Raw genomic sequence first — 19,581 nt, 5'->3', positions numbered from 1 at the left:
TTTTATTACATGCCGTGCATGCGGCGTCCGTGGAGGCGGCCTATGTGGTCGGCCAGTTTCTTGCGCTGCTCAGGCGTCAGCGTGTCGCCGACGTCGGCCACCAATTGGATGATGCGTTTCGAGGCCTTGTCGGCCAGCGCCAGGCCTTGCTGGCGCGTCGCTTCCAGTGCGGCGCGGTCAATGGTCGGCGCGCTGGCCTGTTCCAGTAGCTTTTTATGCAACTCGTACAGTTGTTCATGCAGCGGCTTGAGGTCGGCCATCGCGGCTTTGACCAGCGGATCGATCTTGGCTTTCTGCGCGTCGGTGGCTTGCACTTCGGCGTACAGTCGGCCGATGTGCGAACCGGGGCCGCCGCCGTGATGGTCGGAGTGGCGCTCAACGGCGTAGGCGCCGATGCCCACGGCCAGCGTGGAGCCGAGCAGGAAGGCGGCGATGGTCTGGCGGTTGAAGATGCTCATGATGTCGTCCTTGGTGCGTTGTGGATGAATTGACAGTGGAATCAGTATGCAAGCCGCACGTTGAGCAGCGATGTCGCTCCGGTAAAGATATGTAAAGCCAGATTAACGAACCGTGCGCAAAGTCCTTGATTTGTAGCGAGTTTGTATCGGCGCGCCGGCGCAGACAGACACCGGTAAAACCTTATGCTAGAGTCCACGCATTGATCGTCATGGCGTGTTTGCCATGACTACGCACGCCTACAAAAAGGATAACGATGGATTCGCAAGCCAAGCCGACTTTGAATACCAACCCACCTAAACGCAGCCGCAAGATCTTGGGCAGTGTGATCGCCGTCGCCGTCATGGCTGCTTTGGGCGGTCTGGCCTGGTACCTGACGCACCAGCCGGCAGGCGCCGGCGGCGCGGCCAGCGCCCAAGGCCCGGGCGGTCCCGGCCCCGGCGGTCCTGGTGGTCCGGGCGGCCCAGGTGGCGGTGGCGGCCGACGCGCGCCGGCCACCACGGTCGGCGTGGCGACGGCGGAGAAGGCTGATATTCCGGTGACGCTGGAAGCGCTGGGCACTGTCACGGCGGCGGCCACCACCACGGTGCGCCCGCAGGTATCGGGCATCCTGCAAACTGTGTTGTTTAAAGAAGGCCAGATGGTAAAGGCCGGCCAGGTGCTGGCGCAGATCGATCCGCGCCAGTTCGAGATGTCGCTGATGCAGGCAACCGGTAACCGTCAGCGCGACGAAGCGCAGCTGGAAAACGCCAGGCTGACCCTGAACCGCTATCGCACGCTGCTCAGCCAGGACTCGATCGCGCGCCAGGACGTGGATACGCAGGCGGCGCTGGTCAAGCAGCTGGAAGGCACGGTCATGACTGACAAGGCGGCTGAAGGCACGGCGCGCCTGAACCTCGGCTACACCAAGGTGGTGGCGCCGATCTCGGGGCGCGTGGGCTTGCGCGCGGTCGATATCGGCAATCTGGTGGGCGCCAGCGACACCACCGGCATCGCCACGATTACCCAGCTGTCGCCGATCGATGTAGAGTTCTCGATCCCACAGGACAGCGTGCCGGATGTGGCGCAACGCGTGAACGAAGGCGCGAATCTGCCGGCGCTGGCGCTTGACCGCACCCGCACCAATACGCTCGATAGTGGCAAGTTCTATGCTCTGGATAACCAGATCGATACGCAGACCGGCACCGTCAAGGCCAAGGCGCGCTTCGCCAACGCCAAGTCGGCGCTGTTCCCAAGCCAGTTTGTCAACGTGAGGTTGGAACTGCGCACCATCAAGGATGCGGTGATGGTGCCGGTGACGGCTCTGCGTCACGGTAACAGCGGTGATTTTGTCTACGTGCTGAAGGAAGACAAGACCGTCACCGTGCGTCCGGTCAAGCGCGGCGCGTCCACCACCGACAAGGTGCAGATCGCCGAAGGCCTGAAACTGGGCGAGCAAGTGATTACCGAAGGCGCCGACCGCCTGAAGGAAGGCGCGAAAGTCACGCTGCCAGGGCAGGGCGGCGCTAAAGGCGGCAAGGACGGCAAGGGTGATGCGTCGTCGCCATCCGGTGAACACCATCGCCGCAACAAGGAAGGCGCAGCAAAACAATGAGTCCATCCGCACCATTCATCCAGCGCCCGGTAGCGACATCGCTGCTGATGCTGGCCATCGTCCTGGCGGGCATTGTCGGCTTCAAGTTCCTGCCCTTGTCGGCGCTGCCGCAGGTGGACTTCCCGACGATTCAGGTCCAGACGCTGTACCCCGGCGGCAGCCCTGAAGTGATGGCGCAGACCGTGACCGCGCCGCTGGAACGCCAGTTCGGCGCGATGGCGGGCTTGTCGCGCATGAGCTCCACCAGCGCGGCCGGCGTCTCCATCATCACTCTGCAATTCGGCTTGGGCCAGTCGCTGGACGTGGCTGAGCAAGAAGTGCAGGCCGCGATCAACGCCGGCAACTCGCTGCTGCCGACCGATCTGCCGGCGCCGCCGGTCTACGCCAAGGTCAACCCGGCCGACGCGCCGGTGCTGACGCTGGCCATCACCTCCGACACGATGCCGCTGACGGAAGTGCAGAACATCGTCAACACCCGCCTGGCGCTGAAGATCAGCCAGGTCTCGGGCGTCGGCCTGGTGACCCTGAGCGGCGGCCAACGTCCTGCGGTGCGAATTCAGGCCGATACCAACGCGCTGGCATCCTACGGCCTTGGCCTCGACACGCTGCGCACCGCCATCACCGCTGCCAACGCCAATGGCGCCAAGGGCAGCTTCGACGGCCCGACCCGCGCCTACAGCATCAACGCCAACGACCAGCTGGTGACGGCCAAGGATTACAAAGAGCTGATCCTGACCTACAAGAACGGCGCCCCGGTGCGCCTGACCGACGTCGCCCAAGTGGTGGACAGCGCAGAAAACGTGGAACTGGGCGCATGGGCTGGCACTTCGGCCGGCACCAGGCAAGCCATCATCCTCAACGTGCAGCGCCAGCCCGGCGCCAACGTGATCGCCACCGTGGACGGCATCAAGGCCCGCCTGCCGGAACTGCAAGCCGGCCTGCCGGGCGCCATGCACGTCGAAGTGCTGAGCGACCGCACCACCGGCATTCGCGCTTCGGTGGAACACGTGGAGTTTGAACTGCTGCTGGCCGTGGTGCTGGTGGTGCTGGTGATCTTCGCCTTCCTGCATAGCCTGCGCGCCACCATCATCGCCTCGCTGTCGGTGCCGATTTCGCTGATCGGCACTTGCGGCGTGATGTACTTGCTCGGCTACTCGCTGAACAACCTGTCGCTGATGGCGCTGACCATCGCCACCGGTTTCGTGGTCGATGACGCCATCGTCATGATCGAGAACATCGCCCGCTATATCGAAGAGGGCGAAACGCCGATGGCCGCCGCGCTCAAGGGCGCCAAGCAGATTGGCTTCACCATTATCTCGCTGACTGTGTCGCTGATCGCGGTGCTGATCCCACTGCTGTTCATGGGCGACGTGGTGGGGCGCCTGTTCCGCGAATTCGCGATCTCGCTGGCCATCACCATCCTGATTTCCGCCGTGGTGTCCTTGACGCTGGTGCCGATGATGTCGGCGCGCTGGCTGAAGAATCACGCCGATGAGAAACCAACCCGCTTCGCGCAACGCTTCCAGCAATTCTTCGACTGGGTGATCCATCACTACGACACCTCGCTGACCTGGGTCATCAAGCATAGCGGCCTGACCCTGCTGGTGGCACTGGGCACGCTGGTGTTGACGGCGGTGCTGTACATCGTGATCCCGAAAGGCCTGTTCCCGACGCAGGACACCGGCCAGTTGCAAGCGCGCCTGGAAACCGGCAAGGCTGTCTCGTATGTGAAGATGGCGGACCTGCAGCAGCAAGCGGCAAAGGTGATCCTGGAAGATCCGGACGTGAACAACCTGAGTTCCGTGGTCGGCGTGGACGCGGCCAATAACACCATGCTCCATACCGGCAGCATGCTGATCAACCTGAAACACCAGCGCACCAGCAGCCAGCAGGAGACGATGGACCGCCTGCGCGCCCGCGTGGCCGAGATTCCGGGCCTGACGCTATACCTGCAACCGACGCAGGACTTGACCATCGACGCCGAAACCGGCCCGACCCAGTTCCGCGTATCGATCGAAGGCGCGGACAACGCCACCGTCAACGAGTGGGCCACCAAGCTGGCGGCGCAAATGCGCACCAAGTCGCAGGTGCGCAACGTGGTGTCGGACGTTGGCGCCAGCGCCAATGCGGCGTATGTCAGCGTGGACCGCGACACGGCTTCGCGCCTGTCTGTGACCGCCGCCGCCATTGACGACGCACTTTATAGTGCGTTTGGCCAGCGCATTGTTTCGACCATCTTCACCGAGACCAACCAGTATCGCGTGATCCTCGAAGCGCGCCGCGACGATGTCAGCACGCCTGCTGATCTGGGCAACCTGCAGCTGAAGACCGGCTCCGGCAAGGCCACGCCATTGTCGGCCGTGGCCACTGTGACCGAGCGTCCGGCGCCGCTGCAAATCACGCACGTGGCGCAGTACCCGGCCACCACGCTGGGCTTCGACACCGCGCCGGGCGTTTCGCTGGGCACCGCCGTGGACAGCATCCGTACCGCCGCTGCCGAGATCAAGATGCCGGCCTCGGTGACCATGACCTTCCTCGGCGCCGCCGGTGCGTACCAGAACTCGCTGTCGAACCAACTGTGGCTGATCCTGGCCGCCGTGATCTGCGTCTACATCGTGCTGGGCGTGCTGTATGAAAGCTATATCCACCCGCTGACCATCTTGTCGACGCTGCCGTCGGCCGGCGTGGGCGCCTTGCTGGCGCTGCTGGTCACGGGGCAGGGGCTGGGCGTGATCGGGATTATCGGCATCATCCTGTTGATCGGTATCGTCAAGAAGAACGCCATCATGATGATCGACTTCGCCATCGAGGCGGAGCGCGATGAGGGCAAGCCGCCGCGCGAGGCGATCCATCAGGCCGCGCTGCTGCGTTTCCGTCCTATCCTGATGACGACGTTGGCCGCGCTGTTTGCCGCCGTGCCGCTGATGCTGGGCTTTGGCGAGGGCGCGGAATTACGCCGCCCGTTGGGCCTGGCCATCTTCGGCGGCCTGATTGTCAGCCAGATGCTGACGCTGTACACCACGCCCGTGATTTACCTCGGCTTCGATAGCCTGGCGCGCCGCCTGCGCGGCAAACCTGAGGCCCAAGTTGAAGGCGGTGCGCTGTGAACCTGTCGTCTCCATTCGTCAAGCGCCCGATCGCGACCGTCCTGTTGACGATCGGCGTGGCGCTGGCCGGCATCGGCGCGTTCTTCGTGCTGCCGGTGGCGCCGCTGCCGCAGGTGGACTTCCCGATCATTTCGGTGAACGCCACGCTGCCGGGCGCCAGCCCGTCCACGATGGCGACCAGCGTGTCAACGCCGCTGGAGCGCCACCTCGGCACCATCGCCGGGGTCAACGAAATGACCTCGCAGTCCAGCACCAGCACTTCCAACGTCATTTTGCAGTTCGACTTGAACCGCAATGTGGACTCGGTGGCGCGCGAAGTGCAGGCGGCGATCAACGCCAGCCGGGTCGACCTGCCGGCCTCGCTGCGCAGCAATCCGACCTACCGCAAGGCCAACACCTCGGGCTCGCCGGCCATGATCCTGGCGCTGACCTCCAAGACCCGCACGCCTGGACAGATCTACGACTCGGTCTCCAACATCGTGCTGCAACGCCTGTCGCAAGTGACCGGCGTGGGCGACGTGGAACTGGGCGGCAGCTCGCTGCCCGCCGTGCGCGTGGAACTGAATCCGTATGCACTGAACAAGCAAGGGCTGGCGATGGAGGATGTGCGCGCCGCCATCCAGGCCACCAATGCAAACCGTCCGCGCGGCGCCTTGCAGGGCGACGGCCGGCGCTTGCAGATTTATTCGGAATCGGCCAACGCCATCGGCGGCCGCAGCGCGGCTGACTACCGCAACCTGATCGTCGGTTTCCGCAACGGCACGCCGATTCGCCTGCAGGACGTGGCGGAAGTGGTGGATGGCGTGGAGGACCAGAATAACCTCGGCCTGTTCAACGGCGAGCCGGCCATCATCGTGATCCTGCGCTCGCAAGCCGGCGCCAACGTCATCGAAACGGTGGACAGCGTGCGCGCGCAACTGCCGCTGCTGCAGGCGCAGTTGCCGCCCGACGTGACGATTCAAGTCGCCAGCGACAGCACCAACTCGATTCGCTCCTCGCTGCACGAAATCGAAGTCACGCTGATTATCTCCATCCTGCTGGTGGTGCTGGTGGTGAGCGTGTTCCTGCGCAATGTGCGCGCGACGATTGTGCCGACCGTGGCGACCATCGTTTCGCTGCTCGGCACTTTCGGGGTGATGTACCTGCTCGGCTTCAGCCTGAATAACTTGTCGCTGATGGCGCTGACCGTGGCCACCGGCTTCGTGGTCGACGACGCCATCGTGGTGCTGGAAAATACCACCCGCCACATCGAGGCCGGCATGGACCGCTTCAAGGCGGCGCTGCTGGGCGCGCGCGAGGTGGGCTTCACCGTGCTGTCGATCAGCCTTTCGCTGATCGCCGTGTTCATTCCGCTGCTGTTCATGGGCGGCCAGTTCGGCGCGCTGTTCAAGGAATTCGCGATCACGCTGTCGGCCGCCGTGATGATTTCGCTGGTGATCTCGCTGACCACCACGCCGATGATGTGCGCCTGGCTGCTGTCGCCGGACGCGCACCACGCCAAGCCGCCTGGCCGCATCGCGCGCTTCTTCGAGCGCGGTTTCGACATGGTCCTCAAAGGCTACGAGCATGCGCTGGACTGGGCGCTGCATAGCGTGTGGCTGGTGATGCTGAGCCTTGTGTTTGTGATCGGCCTGAATTTCTACCTGTTTGCCGCGATTCCGAAAGGCGGCTTCCCGCAGCAGGACACAGGCCAGATCAGCGGCGGCATCCGCGCCGACCAGAGCATCTCGTTCCAGGCCATGCAGGGCAAGCTGCGCCAGCTGGTCAACATCATCAAGGAAGATCCGGACGTGGCCACTGTGGTGGGCTTTACCGGCGGCCGTCGCGCCGGCGGCGGCTTCATGTTCATCAACCTGAAGCCGGCCAGCGAGCGCAAGGTGGCGGGGCAGGCGGTGATTGCGCGCCTGCGGCCCAAGCTGGCCAAGGTCACCGGCGTGAGCCTGTTCCTCAGTCCCGTGCAGGATCTGCGCTCGGGCGGCCGCTCGGCCAACGCCAACTTCCAGTACACGCTGAAGTCCGACAACCAGGCCGACCTGAAAAAATGGGCCACCCGCCTCGCGGAAGCGATGAAGGGCCAGAAGTCGCTGATCGATGTCGACTCCGACCAGGCCGACAACGGCGTCGAGACCTTCGTCACCATCGACAAGCAGAGCGCCTCGCGCCTCGGCGTGTCGACCAAGGATATCGACAATGCGCTGTACAACAGCTTCGGCCAGCGTCAGGTGGCAACCATCTACGATGAGCTGAACCAGTACCACGTCATCATGGAAGTGCCGCGCTGGTACGCCAAGAGCCCCGAAGCGCTCAACGATGTCTACGTGCCGGCCAAGGGCCTGCCGTCGCCGACGGCCGCCAATCCGACCGGCGCGCCGACGTCCAGCAGCGGCACGGCGGCTAACGTGGCTGCACCGGCGGTGAAGGATGCGTCGTCCGGCTCCGCGCTGAGCACTGCGGCCACCACGATGGTGCCATTGTCCACGCTGGCGTCGTTCGCCGAAAGCTCGGCCGCCACCTCGATCAACCACCAGGACGGCGAGCTGGCGACCACCATCGCCTTCAACCTGGCCGAAGGCGCCAGCCTGTCCGACGCCGCCGCGCAGATCGCGCAGGCGGAAGCGGAAATCGCCATGCCGAACAATGTGCGCGGCAGCTTTGCCGGTTCGGCCAAGCAGGCGCAGGACAGCAACAAGTCCTTGCCGCTGCTGATCCTCGCGGCCATCGTGGTGATCTACATCGTGCTGGGCATCCTGTATGAAAGCCTGGTGCATCCGGTGACGGTGTTGACCACGCTGCCGTCGGCCGGCGTGGGCGCGGTGCTGGCGCTGCTGGTGTTCAAGATGGAGTTCTCGACCATTGCGCTGATCGGCATCTTCCTGCTGATTGGTATCGTCAAGAAGAACGCCATCCTGATTATCGACTTTGCGCTGGAGACCGAGCGTTCACGCGGCCTGCCGCCGCTGGAAGCCGTGCGCGAAGCCTGCCTGTTGCGATTCCGCCCCATCCTGATGACCACCGTGGCCGCCGCATTGGGCGCGCTGCCGCTGGCGATTGGTTTCGGCGAGGGCTCGGAACTGCGCCAGCCGCTGGGCGTCGCCATTATCGGCGGCCTGATTGCCAGCCAGTGCCTGACATTGCTGACCACTCCCGTCGTCTACATTTTGATGGACAAGCTGCGCCGCCGCAGCCCGTCCGAACAACAACTGAGCCGCATGATCACACCATGAGTAAATACGTCCCAACTCCCCGCTACCATTTGATCGCGCTGGCCGTAGCCACCGCGCTGCTGGGCGCATGCTCGGTCACGCCCACCTATCAGACGCCGGCCGCGCCGCAGCCTGCCGCTTACAAGGAAACGCCGGGTGACGCCGACCGCGCCGCCGCCGGCTGGACCGCCGCCGCGCCGGCCGACACGCTGGAACGCGGCCCGTGGTGGCAGCTGTTCGGCGATCCGGTCCTGAACCAGCTGGCCGACAGCATCGAGGTCAATAACCAGAACGTGGCCGCCGCCGTGGCCTCGTATGCGCAGGCGAGGGCGCTGGTGACTGAGCAGCGCGCCACGCTGTTCCCGAGCGTGGACCTGAATGGCAGCGCCACCCGCAGCGGTGGTGGCGGCGACACCAGGACCGCCAACCAGTACCGCGCCAACATCGGCGCCAGCTGGGAGCCGGATGTGTGGGGCAAGCTGCGCGCCGGCGTCGGCAACGCCAACGCCAGCCTGCAGGCCAGTGCCGCCGACCTGGCCGCCGCGCGCTTGTCGGCGCAGGGCGAACTGGCCACCAACTACTTCTCGCTGCGCCAGACCGACGCCGAGAAGGCGCTGCTCGACGCCACCGTGGACGGCTACGCGCGGGTGCTGCAAATCACGCAGAACCGTTTCGACGCCGGCATCGCCGCCAAGTCCGACCTGCTGCAGGCGCAAACCCAGCTGGCCAGCGCGCGCATTGACCAGATCACGCTGGTGCGCCAGCGCGCCACGCTGGAACATGCGATCGCGGTCTTGCTGGGCAAAGCCGCCGGCGATTTCGCGCTGGCGCCGGCCGCATGGAACATCGTGGTGCCGGATGTGCCGACCGGCGTGCCATCGACGCTGCTGCAGCGCCGGCCCGACATCGCCGCCGCCGAGCGCCGCGTGGCGGCCGCCAACGAACAAATCGGCATCGCCCGCAGCGCCTACTTCCCGAGCCTGAACCTGACCGGCTCCTTTGGCTATGGCGCGGCGTCCACCGGCGGCTTGTTCAACGCCTCCAACAATCTGTGGTCGCTCGGCCTGTCGGCGGCGCAGAGCTTGTTCGACGCCGGCGCCACCAAGGCCCGCGTCAGCGGCGCCGAGGCGCAGCGCGACCAGGCCATCGCCAGCTACCGCCAGACCGTGCTGACGGCGTTTGCCGACGTCGAGAACCAGCTGACCGCGACCCGCACGCTGGCGCAGCAGCAGGACTTGCGCAAGGCCGCATCGGAAGCGGCCGACCAGGTCGAGGTGCAGATGCTGAACCGCTATCGCGCGGGGCAGGTCAGCTATAGCGATGTGGTGACGGCCCAGCAGACCGCGCTGAGCGCGCGCCGTTCGCTGGTGCAGTCGCAGGCCGACCGCCAGACCACCGCGATTGCGCTGATCCAGTCGCTGGGCGGCGGCTGGCACGCGCAGAAAGACTAAGACTAAGTCCAAGACTTGGCGCAGGGGGCAGGCTGTTATAATCATCTGGCAAAGATGTACAAATCAACACGCCACGATGACCAAGAAAAGCGCTTCTCCTGCCGCTGCTACGCTGATGCCCATCGTGGGCATCGGTGCGTCCGCCGGCGGTCTCGATCCGATCTGCGAATTCCTGGTCAGCGTGCCGCCGCAGAGCGGCTTCGCTTTCGTGGTGGTGCAGCACCTCGACCCGCTCCACAAATGCATGCTGCCGGAACTGCTGCAGCGCATGACCACCATGATCGTGTGCGAGATCGAGGACGGTATGGCGGTCCTGGCCAATCGTGTCTATGTGATCCCGCCCAATCATGAACTGACCATCGAGCACCATCACTTTGCGCTGCACCCGCCCAGCGGCCGGCGCGGCCACAGCCTGCCGATCGATACCTTCTTCAAGTCGCTGGCCGTGCATAGCCGCGACGTGGCGGTCGGCATCCTGTTCTCCGGCATGGGCGCGGACGGCTCGCTGGGCCTGAAAGCGATCCGCGACAGCGGCGGCCTGACGCTGGCGCAGTTGCCCTCGTCGGCGCGTTTCGATCCCATGCCGTCCAGCGCCATTGCCGCGCGCGCGGTGGACATGGTCGAGCTGCCGGGCCAGATGGCGACCCGCATCGCCGAGTGGTGGAGCACCCAGGAAGCCGGCCTGCCGGAACAGGCGCTGCTCCAGCGCCAGGGCTTGCAGCAGCTGTTTCAGCTGCTGCTCAAGCAGACCGGCGCCAACTTCTCCGACTATAAACTGAGCACGGTGCTGCGCCGCATCGACCGCCGCATGAAGCTGCGCCAGTGCGGTTCGCTGGCCGAGTACGTGCAGTTCATGGGCGCCAATCCGGCCGAGGTGGAACTGCTGTTCAAGGAATTGCTGATCGGCGTGACCAATTTCTTCCGCGACTCCAAGGTGTGGGAATACCTGATGAACACCGCGCTGCCGCAGCTGATCGCCGAGCACCCGGAGGGCGCGGCCTTCAAGGCCTGGGTGGCGGCCTGCTCGACCGGCGAGGAAGCCTATTCGCTGGCCGTCGCCTTTAACGAAGTGCTGGAGCGCCTGCGCCCGTCGGCGCGCTACACGCTGCAGATCTTCGCCACCGACCTCGATGACGATGCGGTCGATCAGGCGCGCCAGGGCGTGTTCGGCGCCGATATCGAAGCCGACGTCACGCCCGATCAGCTGCAGCGCTACTTCATGCCGGCCGAGAAGGGCGGCTACCGCATCCGCAAGGATGTGCGCAACATGATCATCTTCGCGCGCCAGAACGTGATCTCCGATCCGCCGTTCACCAAGCTCGATCTCCTGTGCTGCCGCAACCTGCTGATCTACTTCACGGCCAAGCTGCAGGAGCAGTTGATTCCGCTGTTCCACTACGCCTTGCGCACCGGCGGCCTGCTGATGCTGGGCAGCGCCGACACACCCGGCCACTTCAGCGAGTTGTTCGCGCCGATGGCCGGCGCCGGGCGCATTTACCGGCGACTGGACGCATCCATCCACCGCGTGGCAAACTACTTCCCGACCCGTGTCAGTAGCGCGTCGGCTCCGACTGTTATTCAACCTGCCCACCCATCCATGAACGGTAATCTCCAGATCCAGGTCGAGCAGCAACTGCTCAAGAAGCATGCGCCGGCAGCGGTGCTGCTGAACCCCCACGGCGACATCCTGTACATTCACGGCCGTACCGGCGCTTACCTTGAACCGGCGGCCGGCAAGGCCAACTGGAATATCCATGCAATGGCGCGCGACGGCCTGCGCCACGAAATGGCGGAGCTGCTCAAGCGCGCCACCCAGGAGCCGGGCCTGATCGCCATGCGCGGCTTGATCCAGCGCGACGAAGCCGGCAAGGCCTCGCAGGCGATCGACCTGACGGCGGAAGCCATGCCGGAAAGCGGCCCCTTGCCCGGCACCGTGCTGCTGACCTTTGCCAGCGTGCCGCTGCCGCCGAAGAAGCGCCGCACGCGCTCGACCAATCCGTATCTGCTGGAACTGGAGCAGCAGCTGGCGCAGGCGCGGCTGGAGATCCAGACCGTGCGCGACGAGATGCAGGCTTCGCGCGAGGAGCTCAAGTCGGCCAACGAAGAGCTGCAATCGACCAATGAAGAGCTACAGTCGACCAACGAAGAGCTGACCACCTCCAAGGAAGAGATGCAGTCGCTGAACGAGGAGCTCTACACCGTCAACGCCGAGCTGCAATCCAAGGTGGACGACCTGTCGCTGGTCAACGGCGACATGAAGAACCTGCTCAACAGCACCGACGTGGCGACCATTTTCCTCGACAGCGAGTTGCGCATCCGCCGCTTTACCGACCAGACCACCCAGATTTACAAGCTGATTGCAAGCGACGTTAATCGTCCACTGAGCGACATTGTCAACGACCTGCTGTACACTGACCTGGAACAGGATGCGCAGCACGTGTTGCGCACGCTGGTATTCTGCGAGAAACAGATCGAAACGCGCAGTGGTGGCTGGTACACCATGCGCATCCGCCCCTACCGCACGGTCGATAATGTCATCGATGGCGTGGTCGTCACCTTCATCAACATCACGGAACTCAAACAGATGGAAGCACGCCTGCTAGTGCAATCCCGGGACGCCGACCGCTCATGATCACGCGCTCGCGCCCGGAGCTGGACCCCAGCCAGCTGCGCGAGATCGCAGAGCGGGCGGCGGCGTCGCTGCCGTTGCAACCGCCTCCGGACGCCGACAGCGATCGCCTCAAGCAATGGCATGAGCTGCAAGTCAGCCAGATCGAGCTCGATATGCAGCAGCAGGCGCTGGCCGAGCTGCAAAGCGAGCGCGATGAAGCCGAGACCATGCGCCTGCGCTATGCGGAGCTGTACGACCAGGCGCCGGCCGGCTATGTCTCGCTGGACCAGCAGGGCCGGATCACCCGCGCCAACCTGGCGGCGGCCGAACTGCTGCAGCGCGCGCGCGATGAGCTGATCGGCCTGGGCTTCGAGCAGTTCCTGGCGCCGCAGACGCAAGCGGGCTTGCGGCGCTTCCTGGCGGAGTTGTTTGAAAGCGGCCAGCGCGCCGTACTGGAAGCGCCGCTGTTCGACCCGGCCGCGCCGGACGGCAGCGCCGCGCAGCGCCGGCTGCGCATCGAGGCCAACCTGGATGTCGAGATGTCCGCCTGCCGCATGATCCTGACCGACATGGGCACGCCCGACCTGCGCGACGCCGCGCGGCTGCGCGCCATGCGGGTGCTGGACAGTATCAATGAGGCGGTGCTGGTGTGCGATGCGGGCCACAACATCGTCGCGGTCAACCATGCCTTCACCGTCATGACCGGCTACCCGGTGGAAGAAGCCCTGGGCCGCAATCCGCGCTTCCTCGGCCGCCAGGAAGCGCATCCGCCGGGCTATCACGCAGCCGCGATGCTGCAGTTGTGCAGCGCGGGCGCCTGGCAGGGCGATGTATTCAACCGCCGCCGCGACGGCACGCCGTACGTGGCCCATATGTCGCTGAGCGTGATGCGCGACGACGATAGCGCCACCATTTATTTCATCGGCGTGTTCTCGGACGTGACGGCGCAGCGCGAGGCCGAGGCCGCGCAGCGGCGCTGGTCGGAAGAGCTGGATGCGCGGGTGGCAGCACGCACGGCCGAGCTGACCGAATCGCGCGAGCAGTTGCGCCAGCTGGCCGAGCACCTGGAAACCGTCAAGGAAGAAGAGCGCAAGCGCATCGCGCGCGACATCCATGATGAGCTGGGGCAGAACCTGCTGGCGCTGCGCATCGACTTGTCGATGCTGAGCGCACGCACCAGCGTGCAGCATGGACTGCTGCACCAGCGCGTCAACGCCGCGATGGAGAATGTCGACGCCACCATCCGCAGCGTGCGCGGCATCATGAACGAGCTGCGGCCGCCGGTGCTGGACCTGGGCCTGCAGGCGGCGCTGGAATGGCAGGCCGCCGAGTTCCGCAAGCGCACCGGCCTGGCATGCGAGCTGGCGCTGCCTGGCGAGGATGCGCTGGCCGGCGTGTCGGTGGAGCTGGCGACGGTGCTGTTCCGCGCCGTGCAGGAAGCGCTGAGCAATGTGCGCCGCCATGCGGCCGCGCGCCGGGTCGACATCACGCTGCTGGCCGACGCGCAAGGGCTGGTCCTGAGCGTGGCCGACGATGGCGTCGGCATGCGCCCGCGCGGCGCGCGCGGCGGCGACGATTCGTTTGGCCTGATCGGCATGCGCCAGCGGGTGGTGGCGCAGGGCGGCCGGCTCGAAATTACCAGTCCGGCAGACGGCGGCTGTAGGCTGACCCTGAGCTTCGATTTATAATATCGGCGCCGTAATATAACCGGGGTCTTATCTTGTTAAAAAAATTAGTCATTCCAGCCGCGCTGCTGTGCGCCACAAGCGTGTATGCGGACGAGGGCCAATGGCAGCCGTACCAGCTGCCGCAATTGAAATCCGAACTGAAACGCGTGGGCATCGCCATCCCGGCGGAAAAGCTTGCCGATTTGTCCAAACACCCGATGAGCGCCATCGTGTCGCTGGGCGGCTGCTCGGCCTCGTTCGTGTCGGACGCCGGCCTGGTGGTCACTAACCATCACTGCGCATACGGCGCCATTCAGCGCAATTCGACCCCGGAACACAATTACATCGCCAACGGCTTCCTCGCCAAGGCCCGCGCCGAGGAGCTGCCGGGCGGTCCGAACACGCTGGTGTACGTGACCGACAAGGTGGAAAACGTCACCAGCCGCGTGCTGAAGGGGGTGACGCCGTCCATGAGCGGCAAGCAGCGCAGCGAAGCGGTGGAGAAGGCCATCAAGGCACTGATCGCCGAATGCGAGAGCGACAAGTTCTATCGCTGCTCGGTGCCGGCTTTCCATCGCGGCCTTGAGTACTACCGCATCCGCCAGATGATGATCCGCGACGTGCGCCTGGTGTACGCGCCGGCCAATTCGCTGGGCGATTTCGGCGGCGATATCGACAACTACGAATGGCCGCGCCATGTGGGCGACTATTCGTTCCTGCGCGCCTACGTCGGCAAGGATGGCCGTCCGGCCGACCCGTCGCCGGACAACGTGCCTTATCACTCAAAGGACTTCCTGGTGGTGTCGGCCGAAGGTTTGAAGAACGGCGACCCGGTACTGCTGGCCGGTTATCCGGGCCGCACCAGCCGCTACAAGCTGCCGGCTGAAATCCGCTACGCACGCGACGCCGCCTATCCGGCCAAGGCTGCCGAGATCCAGTCCGACCTGGACGTGATCGCCGCCGCCAGCAAGGACAGCGAAGCCAACGCGGTGCGCTACGCCAGCGTGGTCAAGAGCCTCAATAACGTGATGAAGAAAACGCGCGGCCTGATGGACGGCTTTGCGCGCAAGGACATCGCCGCCATCAAGGACGTGCAGGATGCCGAATTCCGCGCGTGGTATGGCAAGCAGCCTAACGCCGACAAGGCCTTGCTGCCGGAACTGGATGCACTGATCGCCGCCGATATCGCGCTGAGCGACGAGGAGTTCGGCTATAGCGTTGCCACCACCGGCGACCTGCTGAAATCCGGCAGCACGCTGTATCGCCTGGCGGTTGAAAGCGCGCGTCCGGATGCGGAGCGTGAAACCGGTTACCAGCAGCGCGACCTGGCCTTCATCAAGGCGCGCCTGAACCGCCTTGAGCAATCGTACGTGGGCAGCGTGGACCAGGCCCGCTTTACGGCGGCCCTGCAGCGCTACGCCAGGCTGCCGAAGGCTATGCACGTGAACGGCCTCGATGCGCTGCTGCCATCGGTGGACGCTGTGCCTGCGTTGTTCGCGCAGTCGCAGTTGGGCGACACCGCGCAGCGCCTGGCGTGGCTGGGCAAGGATACCGCCGCCATCAAGGCTTCGGACGACGCCTTCCTCAAGCTGGCGGTGAAGATCGACGACGTTGCGCAATCGCTGAAAGAGCGCCGCAAGGAGTTGGACGGCAATCTGGAACGCGTCATCCCGCAGTACATGGCGGCCGTGATCGCGTGGAAGAAGTCGCAGGGCAAACCGGTGTATCCTGATGCGAATTCGACGCTGCGCGTGACCTATGGCACCGTGTCGCCTTACTCGCCGAAGGACGGCATCACCAAGGGTCCGTTCACCACCATCGAAGGCATCGTTGAAAAGAACACCGGCAAGGAGCCGTTCAACGCGCCGGCCAATCTGCTGGAAGCCATCAAGGCCAAGCGCTATGGCCAGTTCAAGGATCCGGTGCTGGGCACGGTACCGGTCGATTTCCTGACCAGCGCCGACACCACCGGCGGCAACTCCGGTTCGGCGGTGATGAACAAGCACGGCGAGCTGATTGGCCTGAATTTCGATTCGACCTACGAGTCCATCACCAAGGACTGGTACTTCGACCGCGATATCACCCGCGCCATCCACATGGATATCCGGTATATGCTGTGGGTGATGGCGGAAGTCGATCATGCCGGCAACCTGCTCAAAGAAATGACCATCAAGTACCCTAAAAAATGAACACGCTGACGCTCCTGCTAAGTTACGCAAACATGCCACTACATCTGGCAGTATTTGCCACGACCCCGCTGGAGCTGTTGTCGTTCCTGCTGTCGGTGGCGACGGTGTGGTTCAACATTCGCCAGAGCCATTGGGGCTGGCTGTTTGCCATCATCTCGTCGGCCACCTACGGTTTGGTGTTCTTCGGTTCGCGCCTGTATGGCGACATGGGCTTGCAGCTGGTGTTCATCGCTGTCTCGATCTTCGGCTGGTATCAATGGCTGCATGGCGACGACAGCCACGACAAGCTGCCGGTCACTTCGCTCGATGCGCGTGGCCGCTGGACCGCCGCCGCCGCGTGGCTGGGCGGCTTTGCGGTGCTGGCGTGGTTCCTCAAGACCTACACCGACACCGACGTGCCGAACTCGGACGGCTTCCTCACCGCCGGTTCGCTGGTAGGCCAATTGCTGCTGTCGCGGAAGAAGATCGAGAACTGGCATGTGTGGATCATCGTCGACATCCTGTATGTGGGCCTGTACCTGCACAAGAACTTGATCCTGACCGCGCTGCTGTACCTGGTATTCGTCGGCATGGCGATCATCGGACTGCGCGCATGGAGTGGTGACGCCGATACCGGCAACCGCCGCCTCGCACTCTGATGAAACGCATCGCCATCCTCGGCACGGCGTCCTCCGGCAAGACCACGCTGGCCGCCGCGCTGGCGCAGCGCTTCGGCACCGTGTGGGTGCCGGAGTATTTGCGCGAGTTTGTCGACAGCGTGAACCGCGTGCCGGTGGAGGCGGACCAGATCCACATCGCCCGCACGCAGCTGGAGCGCGAGGCTGAAGCCGAGCGGCGAGCCCGGCATTTTCTCTTTTGCGATACCACGCCGTTGATGACGGCGGTCTACAGCCGCCATTACTTCGGCGGTATCGATGCGCAGCTTGCGCCGCTGGCGGATGCACATCCGCAGCGCTACGACCTCACGCTGGTGACGGCCGCCGACATTCCGTGGGAAGCCGATGGTTTGATGCGGGAAAATGAGGAAGCCAGCATCACGATCAACCGCATGCTGATGGAAGAACTGACGGCGCGCGGAATTTCCTACGTGCCGGTCAGCGGCAGCGTTGAACAGCGCGTCGCCGCTGTGGCGGACGCGCTGGACAGGCTTTAAAGGTCGAACTGCGCCGAGATGCGGAAGGTGCGCGACGCACCCGGCATCAGGTAGCCGCCCAGATCCGGCGTCACATCGCGCCAGTAGAACTTGTCGAACGCATTGTCGATGCCGGCACGCAGGGTGGTGCCGACGTTGCCGATGCGGGTGGCGTAGGACGCGCTCAGGTTCACCACGTGGTAGGCCGGCACGAACACCTTGTTGGCGGTGTCGAAGGCTTTCTTGCCCGAGTACTGCCAGTTGGCGCCCACTTCCAGGCCTGTCACTTGCGGCACCGCGTAGCTGGCGTACACCGACGACTTGAACGCCGCCACGTCGGTTACGCGCTTGCCGTCCAGTTCCGCCGAACCGGTGTCGCGCTGCTGGGTGTTCAGCGCGGTGGCCGATACGCCGACCGTCAGCTCGCGCGTGGCGCGTCCCGCCAGCGCCATTTCCAGGCCGCGATTCTGCGCTTCGCCGTTACGCACATAGACGTTGCTGGCGTCGATGTATTCCAGGCCTTTGCGGATCTGGAACAGCGACACGCTGGCGCTCAGATCCTGGCGCAGATCGGCTTTCACGCCCACTTCCACCTGCTTCGACTTGCCTGGTTCCAGCGCGCGGTGCTCGTTCGCGGTGCCCATCGGCGCCACGCCACCGTGCTCCAGGCCTTGGGCGTAGGAGACGTAGGTCGCCACGTTAGGACGCACGTTGTACACCAGCGCAACGTTTGGCAGCCAGAAGCCGATATCGGTATGGGCGAAGTCGCCGCCATCGGTCAGCTCATCGCGTTTGACTTTGACATAGCGCGCGCCGGCGTGCAGTTTCAGTTGTTCGTTCAGGCTGACGATATCCTGAGCGAACAGGGCGCGCTCGTTGTCGCGGCGGCGTTCCGACACAGGGCCGCTGTCGCCCGGCGCAGGCGCCACCACCACCGGATGGTAGATGTTGCTGACGCCCGACCAGTCGTACAGGTAGTCGCCCCATTTTTCGCTGTTCTTGAAGAACGATGCGCCGACGGTCAGTTCGTGTTTGACCGAACCGGTGGCGAAGCGGCCTTGCAGCAGCGCCTGCGCGGTCAGCGGCGATTTCTTTTCGCCCTTGCTGATGTAGTTGTAGACGTCGTAGTCGCCATTGCCGCAGTAGCCCGGATACAGATCCTGGTTGCTGCAGCCGTAAGGGAAGGCGGTGAAGTCATCGCGCTTGAAGTTGTGCTGGTTGGCGCTGATGGTGGCGTTCCACTCCGGCGAGAACTGGTAGGCGAAGCGTACGCCGATATTGGTGCTGGTGGTCTCCACCGGACGCGCCCACGGCTGGTCGTTCAGCAGCACGTCCGCATCGACCACCGGCAGGGTGGTGCCGTTCAGCAGCTGGTAGCCCGGCGCGGTGAGCTGCGACTTGCGCTGGTAGTCGCCGTCGATCTGCAGCAAGGCTTGCGGCGAGATGCGCCAGTCGAAAGCTGCCGACACGAATTTGCGGTTGCCGTCGGCGCCCTTGATGTAGGAACGCAGGCGTTCGGCGGCGGCGTTGATGCGGTAGCCGAAATCGCTGTTGTCGAAGCGGCCGCCCAGGTCCACGGCGCCGTACAACGTGCCGCGCTCGCGGGTTTCCAGCACCACGGTGCGCAGCGGCGTATCGGTCGGGCGCTTGGTGACGAAGTTGATGACGCCACCCGGTGCCGACACGCCGGACTGCAGGCCGGACAGGCCTTTCAGGATTTCGATGCGCTCCTTGTTCTCGAGCGGGATCTGGGTGTCGCCGGAGATGGCGGTACCGTCCTTGCGGTAGCTGGAGGCGTTATCGAGCTTGAAGCCGCGAATCGAGAACTGCTCGGCGTAGCCGACAGCGTTGTAGGCGTCGCTCAGGCTGGCGTCGAATTTGGCGGCGTCGGTGGTGGAGCGGATTTGCAGGTCCAGCATCTGCCGCGAAGTCAGCACGCTGACCGAGGCTGGGGTTTCCAGCAGCGGCGCGCTGGAGAAGCCGGCCACGCTGGCGGAGTTGGCGCGGACCTTGACGCCGCTGACGACGACTTCCTGCATGGTTTGCTCAGGCGCTGCTGCCTCTTCGGCGCGCGCGGCGGCGGAAGTCATCTGTAAAACCGCCAATGCGATGGCGGACACTGCAAAGTTTGGTGTGGACATATCTGCTCTCTACTTGTTCGGCTGGGAGCC

General features: G+C 64.6%; 11 protein-coding genes. 9 read left to right on the top strand and 2 right to left on the bottom strand.

All coding sequences use genetic code 11. The features are described from left to right. Window positions 1-5 precede the first annotated feature (5 nt). Window positions 6-458, bottom strand: a complete 453-nt coding sequence (locus tag BMZ70_RS10160; protein WP_092273187.1) for a Spy/CpxP family protein refolding chaperone — start codon at window positions 456-458, stop codon at window positions 6-8. A gap of 254 nt (window positions 459-712) precedes the next feature. Between BMZ70_RS10160 and BMZ70_RS10155 the strand changes: the two genes are divergently transcribed. From BMZ70_RS10155 to BMZ70_RS10115, 9 genes are all read left to right on the top strand, one after another. Further along, window positions 713-2,050, top strand: coding sequence for an efflux RND transporter periplasmic adaptor subunit (locus tag BMZ70_RS10155; protein WP_092273184.1), 1,338 nt, complete (start codon window positions 713-715; stop codon window positions 2,048-2,050). Next, window positions 2,047-5,157, top strand: a complete 3,111-nt coding sequence (locus tag BMZ70_RS10150; protein WP_092273181.1) for an efflux RND transporter permease subunit — start codon at window positions 2,047-2,049, stop codon at window positions 5,155-5,157. The genes BMZ70_RS10155 and BMZ70_RS10150 overlap by 4 nt, the downstream gene beginning before the upstream one ends. After that, window positions 5,154-8,381 (top strand): efflux RND transporter permease subunit, encoded by a 3,228-nt coding sequence (locus BMZ70_RS10145; RefSeq protein ID WP_092273178.1) that lies wholly within the window; start codon window positions 5,154-5,156, stop codon window positions 8,379-8,381. The genes BMZ70_RS10150 and BMZ70_RS10145 overlap by 4 nt, the downstream gene beginning before the upstream one ends. After that, window positions 8,378-9,811 carry an efflux transporter outer membrane subunit gene (locus BMZ70_RS10140; protein ID WP_092273176.1) on the top strand — a complete coding sequence of 478 codons (1,434 nt, stop codon included), beginning with the start codon at window positions 8,378-8,380 and terminating at the stop codon, window positions 9,809-9,811. Before BMZ70_RS10145 ends, BMZ70_RS10140 begins: the two co-directional genes overlap by 4 nt. Window positions 9,812-9,887: 76 nt before the next feature. Next, on the top strand, window positions 9,888-12,443 hold the full coding sequence (locus tag BMZ70_RS10135) for a chemotaxis protein CheB (protein WP_229205365.1): 2,556 nt from the start codon (window positions 9,888-9,890) through the stop codon (window positions 12,441-12,443). Beyond that, window positions 12,440-14,110, top strand: coding sequence for a PAS domain-containing sensor histidine kinase (locus BMZ70_RS10130; protein WP_092273173.1), 1,671 nt, complete (start codon window positions 12,440-12,442; stop codon window positions 14,108-14,110). Before BMZ70_RS10135 ends, BMZ70_RS10130 begins: the two co-directional genes overlap by 4 nt. 32 nt (window positions 14,111-14,142) lie before the next feature. Continuing rightward, entirely contained in the window at window positions 14,143-16,278 is a 2,136-nt protein-coding gene (locus tag BMZ70_RS10125) for a S46 family peptidase (RefSeq protein ID WP_092273170.1), read from the top strand. A gap of 32 nt (window positions 16,279-16,310) precedes the next feature. Continuing rightward, window positions 16,311-16,916, top strand: a complete 606-nt coding sequence (pnuC, locus tag BMZ70_RS10120) for a nicotinamide riboside transporter PnuC (RefSeq protein WP_092277729.1) — start codon at window positions 16,311-16,313, stop codon at window positions 16,914-16,916. Then, window positions 16,916-17,431 carry an AAA family ATPase gene (locus tag BMZ70_RS10115; protein WP_092273167.1) on the top strand — a complete coding sequence of 172 codons (516 nt, stop codon included), beginning with the start codon at window positions 16,916-16,918 and terminating at the stop codon, window positions 17,429-17,431. The genes pnuC and BMZ70_RS10115 overlap by 1 nt, the downstream gene beginning before the upstream one ends. Here BMZ70_RS10115 and BMZ70_RS10110 read toward each other — a convergent pair. Then, a complete protein-coding gene (locus BMZ70_RS10110; RefSeq protein ID WP_092273164.1) occupies window positions 17,428-19,551 on the bottom strand; it encodes a TonB-dependent siderophore receptor in 2,124 nt (707 codons plus the stop codon). The genes BMZ70_RS10115 and BMZ70_RS10110 overlap by 4 nt on opposite strands. Window positions 19,552-19,581 lie beyond the last annotated feature (30 nt).

Origin of the sequence: Duganella sp. CF402, from assembly GCF_900109645.1 — a bacterium.
GTDB lineage: Bacteria > Pseudomonadota > Gammaproteobacteria > Burkholderiales > Burkholderiaceae_D > Rugamonas.
Note: the sequence above shows the minus strand (reverse complement) of the source record. Positions and strands in the feature narration are given on the sequence as shown.